At 70.8% G+C, this 17,418-nt stretch carries 4 protein-coding genes; all 4 read right to left on the bottom strand.

Translation table 11 applies throughout. The annotated features are described in order from the left end of the window. Positions 1–18 precede the first annotated feature (18 nt). A complete protein-coding gene (locus ASD38_RS23675) occupies positions 19–13,287 on the bottom strand; it encodes an autotransporter-associated beta strand repeat-containing protein (RefSeq protein ID WP_056457286.1) in 13,269 nt (4,422 codons plus the stop codon). Positions 13,288–13,445: 158 nt separating this feature from the next. Beyond that, positions 13,446–14,135 (bottom strand): winged helix-turn-helix domain-containing protein, encoded by a 690-nt coding sequence (locus ASD38_RS02540; protein ID WP_056443969.1) that lies wholly within the window; start codon positions 14,133–14,135, stop codon positions 13,446–13,448. 7 nt (positions 14,136–14,142) lie between these two features. Then, a complete protein-coding gene (locus ASD38_RS02535; RefSeq protein WP_442857015.1) occupies positions 14,143–16,728 on the bottom strand; it encodes an ATP-binding protein in 2,586 nt (861 codons plus the stop codon). A 108-nt stretch (positions 16,729–16,836) separates the two neighbouring features. Then, positions 16,837–17,415 (bottom strand): potassium-transporting ATPase subunit KdpC, encoded by a 579-nt coding sequence (gene kdpC, locus ASD38_RS02530; protein WP_056457281.1) that lies wholly within the window; start codon positions 17,413–17,415, stop codon positions 16,837–16,839. Positions 17,416–17,418 lie beyond the last annotated feature (3 nt).

Below are 17,418 nucleotides of genomic sequence, written 5' to 3'. Positions count from 1 at the left end.
GCGGCGGCGACGGCGATTTCACCAGCGCAGTTTCAGACCCGCCTGGAGCCCATAGCTGTGCTGCCGGCCCTCGAAGTCGGTTTCGTAGCGGACGTTGGCGTGCAGCGAGAGCCTGCTGTTGACCTCGGCCGTGACCCCGCCGTCGAACTCGACCCACTCGCCGCCGAGGTCGGCATGCAGCGGGACGAAGCCTTTCGCCGACGAGAACGCCGCCTTGGTGTCGCCCTGGAACTCGTACCAGAGGCTCGTCCGGCCCCACAGCGAGACGGCGTCTTCGCCGCCCCGATCCCAGGTCTTGGCGACGCGCGCGCCGAGCCTGCCGGTCAGGGCGTTCATGTCCTGGAAGTGAACGCGAGCGGCCATGTCGGTCACGTCGTCCAGCGAAACCGACTGGAACATCAGCTGGGCCTGCGGTTCGACCGTGACGGCGCCCGTCCGCAGCGCGCGGCCGCCCTCGATCGAAGCGGCGAAACCGGACCCGTTCGTCTTCACCGTCCCCAGGCGCGCCGACTGCGCCTTCATGTCGTACTGAGTGGCCTGGACGACCCCGTCGACGTACCAGCCCGTCGGATCAAAACGGGTCCAATAGGCGCCCAGCGTGTAGGCGTTGAACTTGTCCTTGCCGGCCCGCGCCTGGGTGAAGTGCTGAACCTCGCCGTCGCCGGAGCCGTAGGCCGCGTAGAGACCGGCGAACTGGCCGCTGTTCTCGCCGCTCTCGTGCACGAGGTCGACGCCCATCTGGGCCGCGTAGTAGTCGTAGTCATAGCGGGGCCCCTGCCCCAGGATCCCGTTCTTGCCTTCGCGCTCGCCGTCGCGAAGGAGGACGCGGCTCCACACGGCCCGATCATCGTCGCGATGGGGCCCCAGGCGGTCCATGTCGCCCATCCGCTCGTGCAGCGTGCCGACCAGCGACCGGCCATAGGTGAGGGCCAGCGCCGGCAGCGCGGCGTAGAGCGAGGTTTCCGGCCGGTAGGACGGGGTCTCCCCGCCCGCCTCGGTCGTCGAGCGCAGGAACCAGTCGTCGGAGGCGGTGGAGGCGCCGCCGCCGCGCACCAGCAGGTATTCGTATGGGCCGGCCAGGACGGGCGCTGACAGCTTGAACGCATCGGCGGTCGTGGTTCCGCCGTTCGCCGCGTCGACGACCAGGATGCCGTCGCCCGTGGTCAGGGCGCCCGCCCCGCCCAGATTGAGCACATGCACCGTCGTCGAGCCGGTCGCGGCCCCGCCCGCGATGACCAGCCGATCGCTGGGCGAGTCGTCGCCGCCGAGCAGGGTCTCGATCTCGAGCGCGCCGCCGTCGCCCGCATAGTCGCCGCTTACCGTGAGCGTGCCGATCGAATTGCCGGGCGCGACGCGGCCGCGGTTGACGACCTTGGCGAAGATCACGCCCACGCCGCTCAAGGTTCCGTCCGGCCCCACCGTCGTGGCCGAGCGGATCGAGCCGTTGATCGAAAGCTCGCCCATCACGATCGATGTCTGGCCGGCGTAGTCGCTGTGGCCGGCCAGGGTGAGGCGACCGGCGCCGAGCTTGGCCAGTCCCCCCGGACCGCCGACGCCCTGGCTGATCGTGCTGTCGAAGCCGTTGGTGTCGAAGCGCCCGCCGCCCGCGCCCAGCGTGATCGGTCGCGTCGCGGCCAGATCGAAGCCCGCCGCCCAGCGCAGGGTCCCGGAATCGAGCGTCAGCGCGCTGGTCGCGCCGCCGATATTGGCGTCTCGCGCGATCTGCAGCACGCCGGCGCGCACGGCCGTGCCGCCGGAATAGCTGTTGGCGCCCGTCAGGGCCAGGAGGCCGGAGCCGCCCTGCTCCACCGCTCCGAGACCGCTGATCACCCCGGCGAAAGTCACGCTGTCCGATCGATCGAAGACCAGGCGGCCGTCGTTGGCGACATCGCCGCCGATCCCGCCGCTGGCTCCGCCGGCCCCGATCTGGAGCGTTCCCTCGCGGATCGTCGTGCCCTCCGAATAACTGTTGTTCCCCGTCAGGATCAGGGTTCCCGCATCCGACTTGGTGAGCCCCGCCGTCCCGGCGATCACGGCGGCGATCTCCGCCGTGGCCGCCGGATCGACACGCACCAGACCGCCGACGCCCGAGGCGTGGGACAGGAAGGTCAGGACATGTCCCGCGCCCTGAACGCGGTAGCCGTCGCCGACGAACTGGAGCGCGACGGCCTCAATGTCCCCGCCCAGCGTGACGTCGCCGCCGGGCCCGGCGAAGACGGCCATGCCCGAGATCCATTGCTGGTTGATGGCGCCGTTCGGCGTCGTCCAATTGGTTCCGGCGAGGCTCCATGCGCCGCCGCCGCCGTCGATCCGTCCGTCGCCGAGGCTGTCGCCGCCGTCCCAGAACTGGATGGCCAGCCCGTCACGAACCGCGACCAGGTTGACCTGGCCGGGAATGGCCGTCTGCACCTGGCTGGCCGCGAAACGATCGGGCAGCGCCCCCAAGGCAAGCCCCTGGTCGGTGAGCGCGCCGCCGTAGTCGATCAGCCGATAACTGCCAGGCAGCGTCGCGAAGTCCGAGGTCGGGGCGATGTCGAGCCTGCCGTCCAGCGTCAGATCGCCGGCGACCTCCACCAGGTCATTCAGGCGCCCGCCGACGACATTGGGACGCCCCAGCCGCCAGGTCAGCCGCGCGCCCGGCGCCAGGGCGAGCGCTCCGACCGAAAGGCTGCCCGGCGCGGCGAGCGGGCCAGGAGCGAGGCGCGCGCCGGCGCTTATGCTTACAGATCCCGCGATGGAGCCGCCGCCCGACAAGGTCGCGCCGGACACGACGGTGACGGCCGTGGCGCCGAGCGACCCCGCCGCCTCCAGCCGCCCCCGGACAATGGTCGTCGGGCCGGTATAGCGCATGGCGCCGCTCAAGGTCAGCGTGCCGCCGCCTTCCTGGCGCAACGCGCCGGCCCCGCTGATCGCGCCGGTGAACGTCACATCGTCCGAGCGATTGAAGGCCAGCGTTCCATCGTCGACGACTTCGCCGGTGATCGCGCCGCCGGTTCCGCCATTGCCGATCTGCAGGGTTCCCGCGCTGATCAGCGTGCCGCCGGCGTAGTTGTTGGCGCCCGTCAGGACGGTCTTGCCGGTTCCGGCCTGGGTCAGCGATCCGGCGCCGCTGATCGCGCCGGCGAAGGCGGTCTGGTCCGCTCGATCGAAGACCAGGACGCCGTTGTCGACGACGTCGCCAGCAAGGCTGCCGGTCGTTCCGCCGTTGCCGATCCGCAGCGCGCCCGCGCTGATCGTCGTGCCGCCGCTGTAACTGTTGTCGCCGACGAGGATCAGGGCGCCGCCGCCCTGCTTGGTCAGCGCGCCCGTGCCGGCGATGCCCTGCGCGAAGGTCGAGGTGTAGCCGCCGGTGTCTATCGCGCCGCCAAGGCCGAGCAGGTCGACGGGCCGCGTCGCGGCGGGATCGAAGCTGGCGCCCAGGCGCAGCGTGCCGCCGTCGAGAACGAGGGGGGCGGCCGCCGCGCCCAGATTGCCGTCGCTGGACACGACAAGAGTCCCCGCCTCGACGATCGTGCCGCCGGCATGGCTGTTGAGTCCGGTCAGGACGAGCGTTCCCTCGCCGGTCTTGCCGAGCTGGCCGGCGCCGGTGATCACGCCGTCGAGCGTCAGCTGCGCGCCGGCGCCGATCGAGAAGGCGCCGCCGTTCTCGCCAAGCGCCACGCCGCGCGCGGAAGCGAAGCTCGCCGTGGTCTCCAGCGTGCCGAAATCGAGCGCGAGCCCGCCGGAGGCCGCGCCGAGATTGGCGTCGGCGCCGATCCGGATCGCGCCGCCGTTGATCGCCGTGCCGCCGGCATAGCTGTTGGCCCCGCCCAGGACGAGCACCCCGCCGCCGCTCTTGGTGAGCGTCGCCGCCCCGGTGATCGACGCGTTGATCGTCGCCGTCGTCGACGGATCGACCCGGATGATCGTGACGCCCCCGGCGGTCAGACCAAAACCGCCGCCCTCGATGCGGTAACCGCCGGTGCGAAACTGCATGCCCTCGAAGGCGATCGGTTCGCCCAGGGTCACCACGCCGGCCGCGCCCTGGAAGATCGCGAAGCCGCCCTTCCAGGCGGTGTTGACGCCGCCGTTGGCGACCGTCCAGTTGGTCGCCGTCGCGCTCCAGATCGCCGCGCCGCCGTCGACGACGCCGTTGCCGGCGGTGTTGGGACCATCCCAGAACTGCAGGCCCGCGCCGCCGCTGCTGACGATCAGGTTGACCTCGCCCGGCGTCGCCGTCGAAATCACCAGGTTCGGGGCGGAGAAGCCGCTCGGCGCCGCGCCCAGCACAAGGCCGTTGTCGGTCAGCGCGCCGCCATAGCCGATGAGCCGATAGACGCCCAGACCCAGCCCGCCCGCGTTGGCGACGTTCAGGGTCCCGTCCAGGGTGAGGGCGCCGCCCACGATGGTCAGGTCGTTGACGCCTTGGTGGACGATGTCGGGCAGGCCGAGCTCGTAGTCGAGCTGCGAGCCGGCGCCGAGCACCAGAGACCCCACCGTCAGCACGCCGGGACCGTCGCCCGGCGCCAGACGTCCGCCGTCCGCGATGGTCACGGCGCCGCCGATGCCGCCCACCCCGCCCAGCCGCGCGCCGCTGGCCACGGCGACGGCGCCGCCGATCGTCCCGTCGACGAGGAGGCGGCCGTTGTTGACGCTGGTCGGCCCGGCATAGCTGCTGGCGGCGGTCAGCGTGGTCGTGCCGGACCCCTGCTGGACCACCGCGCCGGTTCCGCTGATCACCCCGTCGAACACCAGGGCGTTGGAGCGATCGAACACCAGCGTTCCTTCATTGGCGACATCGCCGACGATGACGCCGGTGGTCGCGCCGTCGCCGAGCCGCAGCGCGCCAGCCATGATCGTCGTGCCGCCCGCATGATTGTTGTCGGTGGTCAGCGTCACCGTGCCGACGCCCGTCACGCTCAAGGCGCCGGGACCGGTGATCGGTCCGGAGAACAGGTCGGCGAAGCCGCCGTTGTCAATCGTTCCGCCGCCGACGCTCAGCAGGATGGACCGCTGGCTCGCGAGCCCGGCCGTGGTCAGCAGGCGCCCGCCGTCCAGGGTCAGCGTCGCGCCCGCCCCGCCAAGATTGAGATCGCTGGCGACCGCGAGGGTTCCGGCGCTGACGGTTGTTCCCCCGGTATGGGAATTGGCCCCCGAAAGCGTCAGCGTGCCCGCGCCGATCTGGTTGAGCGCGCCCGCGCCGCTGACCACGCCGGCGAACGTCACCGCGTCGGCCCGGTTGAACGCCAGCGCGCCATTGTCGGCGACGTCGCCGGTGAGGCTTCCAGCCGTCCCGCCGTCGCCGATCTCGAGGACGCCGGCGCTGATCGTGGTCCCGCCCGTGAAGGTGTTGGCGCCGGTGAGGATCGTCGTCCCGGCGCCGGCCTGCAGAACCGCGCCGGCGCCGCTGATCGCGCCGCCGAGGACCAGCGTGTCGGAACGGTCGAAGACCAGCAGGCCGTTGTCGACGACATCGCCGGCGATGTCGCCGCTGGTCCCGCCGTCGCCGATCCGCAGCGCGCCGGCGCTGATCGTGGTGCCTCCTGTATAGCTGTTCGACGCCGTGAGGACCGTCGCGCCCGTCCCGGCCTGCACCACGGATCCGCCGCCGCTGACCATGCCGTCGAAGAACACCAGGTTCGAGCGCGCGAAGGTCAGGACGCCGTTGTTGACGACATCGCCGGCGATGTCGCCGGTGGTCCCGCCGTCGCCGAGGCGGAGCGTGCCGGCGCCGATCGTGGTTCCGCCCGCATAGGCGTTCTCGGCCGTCAGCGTGACCGTCCCGACGCCGGTCAAGGTCAAGGCGCCGGGACCGGCGATCTGGCCGGCGAACAGGTCGGAGACGCCGCCGTTGTCGATCGTCCCGCCCCCCGTGGCCAAGCCGATGGGACGCGTGCTGCTGATCGCGGCCGTGGTCAGCAGGGCCGCGCCGTCGAGCGTCAGACCCGCGAGGGACGCGCCGAGATTGAGGTCGCTGGACACCGCGATCGTTCCCGAACGGGCGATCGTGCCGCCCGAATAGGTGTTGGCGCCGCCGAGCGTCAGCGTGCCGGCGCCGGTCTGGCTGACCGTTCCAGAGCCGCTGATCGCGCCGGCGAACGTCACGGCGTCGCCGCGATTGAACACCAGGGCGGCGTTGTCGACGATGTCGCCGGCGAGGCCGCCGCGGGCGGCGCCGTCGCCGACCCGCAAGGTCCCCGCGCTGATCGTGGTCCCGCCGGCATAGGTGTTGGCGCCGATCAGCGTCAGCGTTCCCGCGCCGAGCTTGGTCAGCGCGCCGCCGCCGCTGATCAGCCCGCCGAAGGTCACCGCGTCCGACCGATTGAAGATCAGGCCGGCGTTGTTGGCGACGTCGCCAAGGACGCCGCCCGTCGCCCCGCCGTTTCCGATCTGCAGCGCACCGGCCTGGATCGTCGTGCCGCCGGAATAGCCATTGTCGCCGGCGAGGGTCAGCGTGCCCGCCCCGATCTTGACCAGCGCGCCGGCCCCGACGACGCCCTGCGCCAAGGCGACGTCATGGCCATTGGTGTCGATCGCGCCCCCCGACGGGGCAAGGGTCATGGAGCGGCTGGCGGCGGGATTGAAGCCGGCGTCGAAGCGCAGCGTCCCGCCGTCCAGGTCCAGCGCGCCGGTGGCGGCGCCGAGATTGGCGTCGGCCGTCACGGCCAGCACGCCCGCGCCGATGACCGTGCCGCCGGCATAGGTGTTGGCCCCCGAAAGGACGAGCGTGCCGGCTCCCGACTTGCGGAGCGCTCCCACCCCGCCGATCACGCCGCTCAGCGTCAGCTGGGTCGCGCCGTCCGGCGAGACCACGCCGCCATCCTCGCCCAGGGTGACGGCGCGACCGGAGCCGAAGCTGGCCGTCGTCGCCAGGCTGGCCCCGTTCAGGCTCAGCGCGCCGCTCGCGGCCCCGAGATTGGCGTCGGCGCTGATCCGCAACGCGCCGGCGTCGACGACCGTGCCGCCGCTGTAGGTGTTCGAGCCGCCAAGACTCAGGGAACCGGGTCCGATCACGGTGAGCCGCGCCGGGCCGCCGGCCCCGTCGGCGATCGGCGCATCGACCGCCGCCGTCACCGAGGCGTCGACCCGGATGATCGTGTCGGGCCCCGCGGCGAGGCCGAAGCCGCCGCCCGCGATCGCATAGCCGTCGGTGCGGAACTGCAGGCCCTCGAAGGCGATCGGCTCGCCCAGGGTCACAACGCCTGACGCGCCTTGGAAAACCGCGAATCCGCCCTGCCACGGCGCGTTGACCACGCCGTCGTTGGCGGTCCAATTGGTCGTGGCGTTGTTCCAGGTCGCCGTGCCGCCGTCGACAACGGCGTCGCCGGCGGTGTCGGGGCCATCCCAGAACTGGAGGCCGAAGCCGCCGGCGTTGACGATCAGGTCGACCTGGCCGGCGGTCGCGGTCGAGACCAGCATGTCGCCGGGGACGAACCGGGTCGGCAGGCCCGCGACCGCCAGACCATTGTCGGTCAGCACGCCGCCATAGTTGATCAGTCGGTAGACACCCCGGCCGAACCCGCCCGCGTCGGCGATGTTGAGCGTACCGTCCAGCGTGAGATCGCCGGTGACGATGGTCAGGTCGTTGGTCCCGCCGCCGACGATGTCCGGCAGGCCAAGCTGGTAGTTCAGCACCGATCCGGAGCGGAGCAGCAGCCCGCCGACCGTCAACGTGCCGACGCTCTCGCCCGGCTCGAGGAACGCCCCGTCGGCCAGGGTCACCGCGCCGGCGAAGCTGCCCGAACCCGCCAGCCGCGCTCCGCCGGCGATCTCGGCCGGTCCGGTCACGGAGCCGTCGATCAGCAACCGCCCGCTCAGAACGATCGTTCCGCCCGTATAGGTGTGGGCCCCGACCGCGATCAGCGTGCCGGGTCCCGTCTGGACGACGGCGCCGGCCCCGCTGATCGTGCCGCCGAACGCCGTCCGACTGCCGGGGCCGGCGACGTTTCCGAAGAACACTGGACCCGCGCGATCGAAGACGAGCCTGGCGCCCGCCGCGATCACGACGTCGCCGTTGAGCGTTCCCGCGTCCAGGCCGGCTCCGAGCTGAAGCGCCCCCGCGTTGATGATCGCGCCGCCGGTCTGGCTGTTGGTATTGGTGAGGACCAGGGTTCCCAAGCCGTCCTTGACCATCGGAACCGCTCCGAAAACCACGCCCTCGGCGGTGATCGTGCCTGGCCCCGAGTCGATCGTCACCGGTGCGGCGCCGGTGAATTCAATCCTGCGCGTGATGCTGAACGTTTTGGTGAGAGCAAGCTTGCCGCCATCCTCCAGGTAGATGGTCCCGGTCGAATTGCCCAGATTGGCGCTCGCCTCCGCGACGAGCGTCGTGGCCAGCGGCGTCGGGCTCGAAACGCCGATAATCCGCAAGTCACCCACGAAGGGGTTGTTTCCGGTCACCGTCGCGACGCCGCCGTTCCGGAACGTCACATCGCCAACGCCGGAGATATTGTTGGTGACCGAATAGGTGTCGCTGCGGCCGAAGGCGAGACCGCCCTGGTTGATGATGGCGCCAAAGACGCCGCCCGTCGTCCCGCCGAGGTCGCCGATCTGCAGCACGCCGCTCTTGATCTCGACGCCCCCGGTAAAGGTGTTGTTGCCGGTCAGCAGGATCGTGGCGCCGGGGCCGCCCATGCTGGTGAACCGGCCAGGCCCCGATATGACGCCCGTGAAGGCCGCGTTCGAGCCGTTGAGATTGAGCGTCCCGCCGCCAATCCCGAGCGTCACCCCCCGCGCCGAGCTGAACCCGTCGCCGACGTTGAGCGTGCTGTCGTCGAGCGTCAGTCCGCCGCCAGCCTCGCCCAGAAGATTGTCGGCGGCGACCGTCAGGGCGCCCGCCTTGACGAATACGCCGCCGGCGAAGCTGTTGCCCGCGCCCTGCAGCACCAGCTCGCCAAGGCCGGCCTTGGTGAGCGCGCCTGGGCCGGAAATGACGCCGGAGAAGGTGGCCAGCGCCCCGAGGGTCGTGATCGTCCCGCCGCCCGCGTCGAGCGTCACGGCCCGCGCGGTGGCGAAGCCCTCTCCCACGTGCAGGGCGCCGCCGTCGAGGGCCAGCCCGCCCGTCGCCGCGCCCAGGTTGGCGTCGACGTCGACGCTGAGCACGCCTTCGTCGATCCTGGTCCCGCCGGTGTAGCTGTTGGCGCCGTTAAGAAGGACCAGCGCGCCGGCGCCGGCCTTGCGAAGCCGCCCGGCGCCGTCGATCAGTCCGGACATCGTCGTGATGGTCGTCTCGCCGATCGTGTCGAAGGTCTGGGTGGTGTCCTGGATCGTGAACGGTATGACGAAGCTGAACGAGCTGGTCAGCGCCAGCGTGCTGTCCAGGGCCATGAAGACGGCGCCCGTTCCCGGCATCCCCATGGTCTCGCGGAAGTCGGCGATGAGCGTGCTGCCGACGGTCTGGCCGGCGACGCCCGTGATCCGGGTGTCGCCCTTGTAGGCGTTCCTCGACAGCAGGTGCGCGACGCCGCCGCCGGTGATCTCGATCCCGCCGGTTCCGTCGATCTGGTTGGCGACCTGATAGGCGCCGCCGCGGTTGAAGATCAGCATGCCGTTGTCGAGCACGTCGCCGACGATGCTCCCCGTCGCGCCGCCGGCGCCGAGCTGCAGAACGCCGCCGCTGATCGTGGCGCCGCCGGTGAAAGTGTTGTCCCCGGTCAGGACGATGGTGTTCGCCGAGGCGCCCTTGGTGAGCCGGCCCGCCCCCGAGATGACGCCGCTGAAGGTCGCGCTGGCGCCGCTGGTGTCCAGCGTGCCGCCGCCGTCCTCCAGGGTCAGGGCGCGCGCCGAGCTGAACCCGCCGCCGACGGTCAGCGCGCCGCCGTCGAACGTGACGTCCTGGGTGGGGTCGCCGAGCAGGCTGTCGGTCGCGGCGGTCAGCACGCCGGCCATGATGACGGTCCCGCCCTCATAGCTGTTGGCCGTTCCTCCGAGCACCAGATTGCCCACGCCGGTCTTGAACAGCGCGCCCTCGCCATGGATCAGGCCGGTGAAGGTGGCGGTCCCGCCGGTCGTATCGATGATCCCGCTCTCGAATTCGAGATGCACGGTTCGCGCCGTGGTGAAGCCATCGCCCACGCGCAGGGTGGCGCCGTCGAACGTCAGGCCGCCCGTCGCCGCGCCCAGATTGGCGTCGGTCGCGACGCTCAGCGTGCCCTGGTCGAGATTGACGCCGCCGGCGAAGGTGTTGATCCCGCCGAGGATCAGCGTCCCGTTGCCTTCCTTCTTCAGTTCCGTCAGGGCGCCCAGTCCGTTGGTGATCGGCGCCTCGATCCTGGCCGTCATCCCCGGATCGACGGTGATGATGGTCTCCGGCTCATGGGCCAGCGAGAAGCCGCCGCCCTGGACGACATAGCCGTCGGTGCGGAACTGCATCCCCGCGAAACCCATGTTCCCGCCGAGCGTGACCGTGCCGGCGGCGCCCTGGAACACCGCGAAGCCCCCTTGCCACGGAGCGTTGACGCTGCCGTCGTCCGCCGTCCAGTTGGAGCCCGACGGGCTCCAGATTCCCGATCCGCCATCGACGATGCTGTTCCCGGCGGTTCCGGCGCCGTCCCAGAATTGCAGGCCGAAGCCGCCGGCGCTGACGATTAGATTGACCTCGTTGGGGGTCGCGGTGGAAACGAGGATGTTTCCTGTCTCGCGAAAGCGTTCCGGCAGCGCGCCAAGATCCAGTCCGTTGTTGGTGAGCGCTCCGTCATAGTGGATCAGCTGGTAGACGCCCTGGCTGAAGCCGCCCTCGTCCGAGATGTTGAGCAGGCCGTCGAGCGTGAGCCCGCCGGTGACGATGATATGGTCGTTGGACGCGCCGCCGACGATGTTGGGAAGGCCCAGCTCATAGTCGAGCAGCGAACCGGGGTTCAGCACCAGCGATCCCATCGTCAGCGTGCCGAAGCTCGCGCCCGGCGCCACCTGTCCGCCCGCGAGAACCGTAACCGCGCCCCCAATGCTGCCCCCGCTGCCGCCCAGCGTGCCGCCGGCCGCCACCTGCACGGCCCCGGCGACCGAACCGGAGATGTCCAGCCGCCCCGCGTTGACGCTGGTCAGGCCGGAATAGGTGTTGATCCCGGCCAGGGTGGTCGTGCCAGCGCCCTGCTGGATCAGCGCGCCCGAGCCGCTGATGGCGGCGATCTGCGTCAGGTTGTCGGAACGATCCAGGATCAGGGTGGCGTTGTTGACGATGCGGCCGGCGATCGTGCCCCGATCGCCGCCGTCGCCTTGCCGCAGCGCGCCGCCGCTGATGGAGACCTCGCCGGTGAGGGCCAGTTCGCCCAGCAGCGTAAGCGTTCCGCCGCCTTGCTTGTCGAACGTGCCGGACCCGACGATCCCCCCGCCATAGGTCAGATCGGTCGCTCGGTTGAACGCGACCGCGCCCTCGTTGTCGACGTTGCCGACGAGGATGCCCGTCGATCCGCCGTCGCCGATCGTCAGCGTCGCCCCGGGAGCGACGGTGGTGAGACCCTCGCCGCTGGTTTGGAGCGTGCCTGTCACCGCCAGCACGCCGGAGCGAACCTCGACGGCGGAACCGCGCACCCCGGTCGAAGCGACGGTCCCGCTCAAGGTCAGCCTGTTGCCGCCCTCCTTGATGATCGCCCCGCCGCCCGAGATCGATCCCGCGAACACCAGGTCCGTGGCGCGGTTGAAGGTCAGGACGCCGGCGTTGCTCACGTCGCCGGCGATCGTGCCCGTGGTTCCGCCGGCGCCGAGCCGCACGTTGCCGGCGTCGATCGTCAGGGTCCCCGTGTAGTTGGGGCTGTCGGCCGCCAGGACCAGAAGGCCCGTGCCCTTCTTGTGAAGCGGGTAGGCGCCCAGCAGATTGCCCGTGAAGGTGGCGCTCGGGCTCGCCACATCGATGGTCCCGCCAGCCACCGAGACCGTCGTCGCCCGCCCGGTGGTGAACGGATCGCCGACCCGAAGCGTCCCCCCGTCGAAGGTCAGGCTTCCGGTCGCGCTGCCCAGGTTGACGTTGCTCGACACGTTGAGCACGCCGTCCTCGATCCGCGTGCCGCCGGAATAGCTGTTCGCCGCGATCACCGTCATCCGGCCTGCGCCGCGCTTCACCACCGAGCCGGAGCCGACGATGGTGCTGGTGAAGATCACGTCGTCCGACCGACTGAGCGTCAGGACGCCGTGGTCGACGATGTCGCCCTCGAGGCTGCCGGTGACGCCACCTGCCCCGATCGACAGTCCGGCGCCGCTCGCGATCATCGCACCGCCGCCAAGTCCCGGGCGAAGCGTGCCGGTCACGGTCAGGGTTCCGCGCTGCACGTTGATCGTGTTGGGAGCATCATCCGTCAGGCTGACCGTACCGCCCAGCGTCCAGGCCTCGCCGTCCATGGTCAGGTTGGTGAACCCGCTCATCGGGCTGCTTTCGGAGCCCGAGCCGTGGAGTCGCAGGAAGTTGTTGGCTCCGAAGCTGGTCGCGGCGCCGTGGAGTATCGAGCCCGTGTCGAGCGTGAGGAGGTTGTCGTTGCTTCCGAAGTTGATCGCGGTGCCCGTTTCGGAGGAGATCGTGCCGCGGTTAGTGACCTGCGCCCCGCCGTCCGTGATCTCGACACCCATGCGGTGCCCGTCGATCAGCCCTTCATTGATGATGACATGATCGCCCGACCGGATGACGATGGCGCTGGGCGACACGCCGATCCCGGACCGGATCGAGGCGCCCGCATGGTTGTTGATCGAGACCGTTCCCAACGTGTCGATAAAGATGGCGATGCCGCTGTTGCCGTCGCTGCCGCCATCGCCGCCGTGGTGCAACGGATCGGCGAACAGGCCGATGTCGCCGCTGTTGATCGTTCCGAAATTGTCGACCGCGCCGCTGGTGTTGTGGGCGAAGGCGATCGCGGGGCCTTCCCCGGCGCTGATGTCGCCAAGGTTGGTGATCGCGAGATTGACGTGCGTGAAGCTTCCATCGACGGCCACGCTGCGGTCGTCGCCGAGGATCAGGCCGGTCGGCTGGTTTATCAGGCTGCCGTCGTCGCGGAAGCGAATGGCCGAGGCGGAGTCGAAGTTCCGTTCGCCGGTGAAACGCCTGTCGTTCGTTATGACGCCGGCGTTGGTGAACGTGGCGGGCGGGATGCCGTCGACGATGATCGCGTCCTTGTTCCGCGCGGAAGCCGTCGTGCCTTGATTGAGAATGTAGGCCGTGTCGCTGTTCAGCCGCTGGGTGTTGAAGCTGGACCGGACCTCGGTCTGGGCGTGGCCGACGCCATGGGCGACGCCGATCGCCAGCGCCGCCGCCAGCGCGATCGATGACGCGGAGGAGCAGTGCGCCGCACGCGACGAACGCCGGGCGCCCCCGCGTTGCGACATAGCAAACTCCTGCGACTGGCGGACCGTCCCTTTTCGGCGACGATCGTACACAGGAGGTCGACGGCGTCAGTCGGGGTAAACCCCGAGATTGGCGGGGTTTTTACGACTGTCGGCGTGCGGGGATCGTCGGTGATCAGCCATACCGGCCGGGGACGAGATCAAGCCGCGAACCGATAGCCGACGCCGGGTTCGGTCAGGATGATCTTCGGCGACGCGGGATCGTCTTCCAGCTTCTGGCGCAGCTGGCCGACGAAGACGCGCAGATACTGGGTATCGTGGGCGTGGGCCGCGCCCCAGACGGCGACCAGGAGCTCCTTGTGGGTCAGCACCTTGCCGGCCCCGATCGCCAGGCGGGCCAGGAGGTCGTATTCCTTGGGCGACAATTTCACGGCCGCGCCGTCGCGGGTGACCAGCCGCATTTCCAGGTCGATCTCGACATCGCCCGCGCGGATCGGTCCCGAGGGCGTCGGGGCGCGAGCGGAATGGCGGATGGCGGCGCGGAGCCGAGCCAGCAGTTCGCCGACCCCGAAGGGCTTTTCGACATAGTCGTTGGCGCCCCGGTCCAGGGCCTCGATCTTCTCGATCTCGCGGTCGCGAGCCGAGAGGATCAGGATCGGGCCGTCATAAAAGGCGCGAGCCTTGGTCAGCACCTCCTTGCCGTCCATGTCGGGCAGGCCCAGGTCCAGCACCACGGCGTCGGGCGACCACAGGGCGATGCCGCGCAGGCCCTCCTGGCCGCTGTCGGCGCGCAGGGGCTCATAGCCGGCCGCGTCGAGGGCGGGGCCCAGGAACCGGTGGATCTGGGGCTCGTCGTCGATGACGAGGATGCGATGGCGAAGCGCGGTCACGAGACCGTCATAGCAGATGATGGGGCGTGGCGACCGACTTTGGCAGGCTGATCAGCACCCGGGTGCCCTTGCCGTCGTGGATCGGGCTGGCGGCGGCGATCCGTCCGCCCATGGCGTCGATGAAGCCCTTGGCGATCGACAGGCCCAGGCCCACGCCCTGACTGCGGTCGCTCGGCTCGTCCATGCGACGGAACTTCTCGAAGATGTGCTCCAGTTCGGCGGGCGGAATCCCGCGCCCCTCGTCCTCGATGCTGATCACCAGGTTGGAGCGGTCCTCATAGGCCGCCATCTCGATCCGCGCCTCGGGCGGGCTGTAGGCTATGGCGTTCTCCAGGACATTGACCACGACCTGTTCCAGCAGGCCGGCGTCGGCCTGGACCAGGGTGAGCTCGACCGGGAAGTCCCGGGTCAGATCCCGGCCGCCCAGGCGACGCGAGACGCGGTCGGCGGCGGCGTTGAGGACCTCCCGTACGTCGATCCATTCGGTCCGCAAGCGTAGGGCCCCGCCTTCGATGCGGGTCATGTCCAGCAGGTTGGCGACATAGCGGTTCAGGCGCTCGGCCTCCTCGCGGATGCTGACCACCAGGTCGTCGCGCACCGGCTTGGTCAGCTTGTCGCCAAAGTCGATCAAGGTGGTCGAGGCGCCGAGCACCGTCGACAGCGGCGTGCGCAGGTCGTGGCTGACCGAGTTCATCAGGGCCGATCGGAAGCGGTCGGCGCGGCGCAGGGTCTCGGCCTCCAGGGCCTCGGCGGCCAGCTGCGAGCGCTCCAGCGCCACGGCGCCCTGTTCCAGCAGGGCCAGGACGAGGCGCTCGTCGTCCGAGCCGGGCGGCACGGCGCCGGCCTCGATCCCGGCGACCCCGGTCCGCCCGCGCACGCCCTCCAGCGGCCAGAAGGTCCAGCGGGCTTGCGGCAAGGTGCCGGTGCCGGCCCCGGCCGGCTCGCCGCGCTGCCAGGCCCAGCGGGCGGCGGCCATCGGCGCGGTGTCGAGCGACTCGATGTCCGGCGAGCCGGCGACCGGGGCGATCTCGCCTTCGATCGGCAGCAGGACCAGGGTCCGCGCGCCGGCCGCGGCGGCGACCTGCTCCGCCAGCGCCCGGGCGACCGCCTCGCGGCCGGCCCCGGCCGAAAGCGTGCGGCTCGCGGCCAGCAAGGTGGCCACGGCGGCGGTGCGGCGCTGCGAGCCCAGGGCCTGGTCGCGGACCCGTCCGGCCAAGCCGCCCGAAGCCAGCGCCACCAACCAGAACACCAGCAGGGTGAGGAAGTCGGTCGGGGCGCCGACGGCCAGGCTGTAGCGCGGTTCCAGGAACAGGTAATTGTAGACGAGGAACGCCACGGTCGCCGCCGCCAGGGCCGGCCGCAGCCCGTGCAGCACGCCGGCCGCCAGAACGGCGGCCAGGAAGATCATCCCCAGGTCCACCCGGTCGAAGGCGACGTCCAGGCCCCAGGCCGCCAGGGTCGCGGCCCCCACGAACAGGGCGCCGACGACATAGCCGCGCCAGGACCCCAGGCTCGGGCGTCGGACCGGCGGCGGCTCGCGCTCGTGTCCGGCCTCGGTGACCACGTGGATCGCCGCGCCCCTGGCCTCGCGCAGCAGGGCCGCCGCCAGGGATCGGCCGAGAAGCTCCCGCCAACGACTGTCGGTCGACTTGCCGATGACGATCTGGGTGACATTGTTGCGCCGGGCGTAGGCCATCACGGCGGTCACGATGTCGCCGCCGGTCAGGGCGAGCGTCGCGCCGCCCAGTTGTTCGGCCAGGCGGAAGGCTTCGCGCAGGCGCACGGAGCCCTCGGCCCCGACCGCCGGCCGATCCGTCCGCTCGACATGGGCCACGGTCCAGGGCGCGTTCATCATCATGTCCGACAGCCGCCGGCCGGCGCGGACCAGACCGCCGGCCATGGCGTCGCCGCCGACCAGCACCAGGATGCGTTCGCCCGCCGCCCACGGTCCGTCGACGCCCTTCTCCCGCATGGTCGCGACGAGCTGGTCGTCGACCGTCTGGGCCGCGCGACGCAGGGCCAGTTCGCGCAGGGCCGTGAGGTTCTCGACCTTGAAGAAGTTCTCCGACGCCAGACGCGCGGTCTCCGGCACATAGACCTTGCCGGCCGTCATCCGTTCGCGAAGCTCGTCGGGCGTGATGTCGACGACCTCGATGTCGTCGGCCCGCGACAGGGCGCTGTCGGGCACGGTCTCGCGCTGGCGCACGCCGGTGATGCGCTGGACGACGTCCACCAGGCTTTCCAGATGCTGGACGTTCAGCGTCGTCCAGACGTCGATGCCGGCGGCCAGCAGTTCCTCGACATCCTGCCAGCGCTTGGGGTGGCGCGAACCCGGCGCGTTCGAATGGGCGTATTCGTCGACCAGGAGCACCTTGGGCCGGCGGGCCAGGGCCGCGTCCAGGTCGAACTCCATCAGCACCCGGCCGCGATGGTCGATCGGCTGGCGGGGGAGAACCTCCATGCCGCGCAGCAGGCTCTCGGTCTCGCGGCGGCCGTGGGTCTCGACGACCCCGACCAGGACGTCCTGGCCCTCGGCCTTGCGGCGACGGGCGGCGCGCAGCATCTCGTAGGTCTTGCCGACCCCCGGGGCCATGCCCAGAAACACCTTCAGGCGCCCCCGGCCAGCCTTGTTGGCGGCGGCCAGGAGCGCCTCGGGATCAGGACGGCCCTTTTCAGTTTGTCTGGGATCGTGGGCCGGCAACTATCCGCCTTTCGCGAAACGGGCGTCGAGCGCGCGGTTGGCGGCCAGCACGTTGACGCGCGGCTGGCCGATGAAGCCGAGCAGCGGCGGCTTCACCTGGCTCTCGACCACGGCCAGGACGGCGGCCTTCGACACCCCCCGCGCCTTGGCCACGCGCGCGGCCTGCAGCCGGGCGTAGGCCGGCGAGATGTCGGGATCGAGCCCCGAGGCGGAGGTCGTCACCGCGTCGGCCGGGATCGCGGCGCCGGGGGTTTCGGCGCGCAGGACGTCGGCCTGCGCCTTCTCGCGTTCGATCAGCTTGGCGTTCAGCGGGCCCATGTTGGAGCCGCTGGAGGCCGAGGCGTCGTAGCCGTTTCCGGCCGCCGACGGACGCGGATGCAGATACTCGGCCCGGGCGAAAGGCTGGCCGATCAGGGCCGAGCCGACGACCGCGCCCTTGACGTCGCGCAGCAGCGAGCCGTTGGCCTGGGCCGGAAAGACCGCCTGTCCGACGCCGGTGACGGCCAGCGGATAGGCCAGGCCGAGCAGCAGCGTGAACAGGCCCATCGAGACGAAGGCGGGGCGAAGGTGGGAAAGCATGAC

It is taken from the genome of Caulobacter sp. Root487D2Y (assembly GCF_001427165.1).
GTDB lineage: Bacteria > Pseudomonadota > Alphaproteobacteria > Caulobacterales > Caulobacteraceae > Caulobacter.
This window is presented reverse-complemented; position numbering and strand designations above follow the sequence as displayed.

Coding starts and splice junctions, on each gene's coding strand:
- ASD38_RS23675 (WP_056457286.1), bottom strand. CDS start 13,287: ATGTCGCAACGCGGGGGCGCCCGGCGTTCGTCGCGTGCGGCGCACTGC.
- ASD38_RS02535 (WP_442857015.1), bottom strand. CDS start 16,728: ATGGCCCCGGGGGTCGGCAAGACCTACGAGATGCTGCGCGCCGCCCGT.
- kdpC (WP_056457281.1), bottom strand. CDS start 17,415: ATGCTTTCCCACCTTCGCCCCGCCTTCGTCTCGATGGGCCTGTTCACG.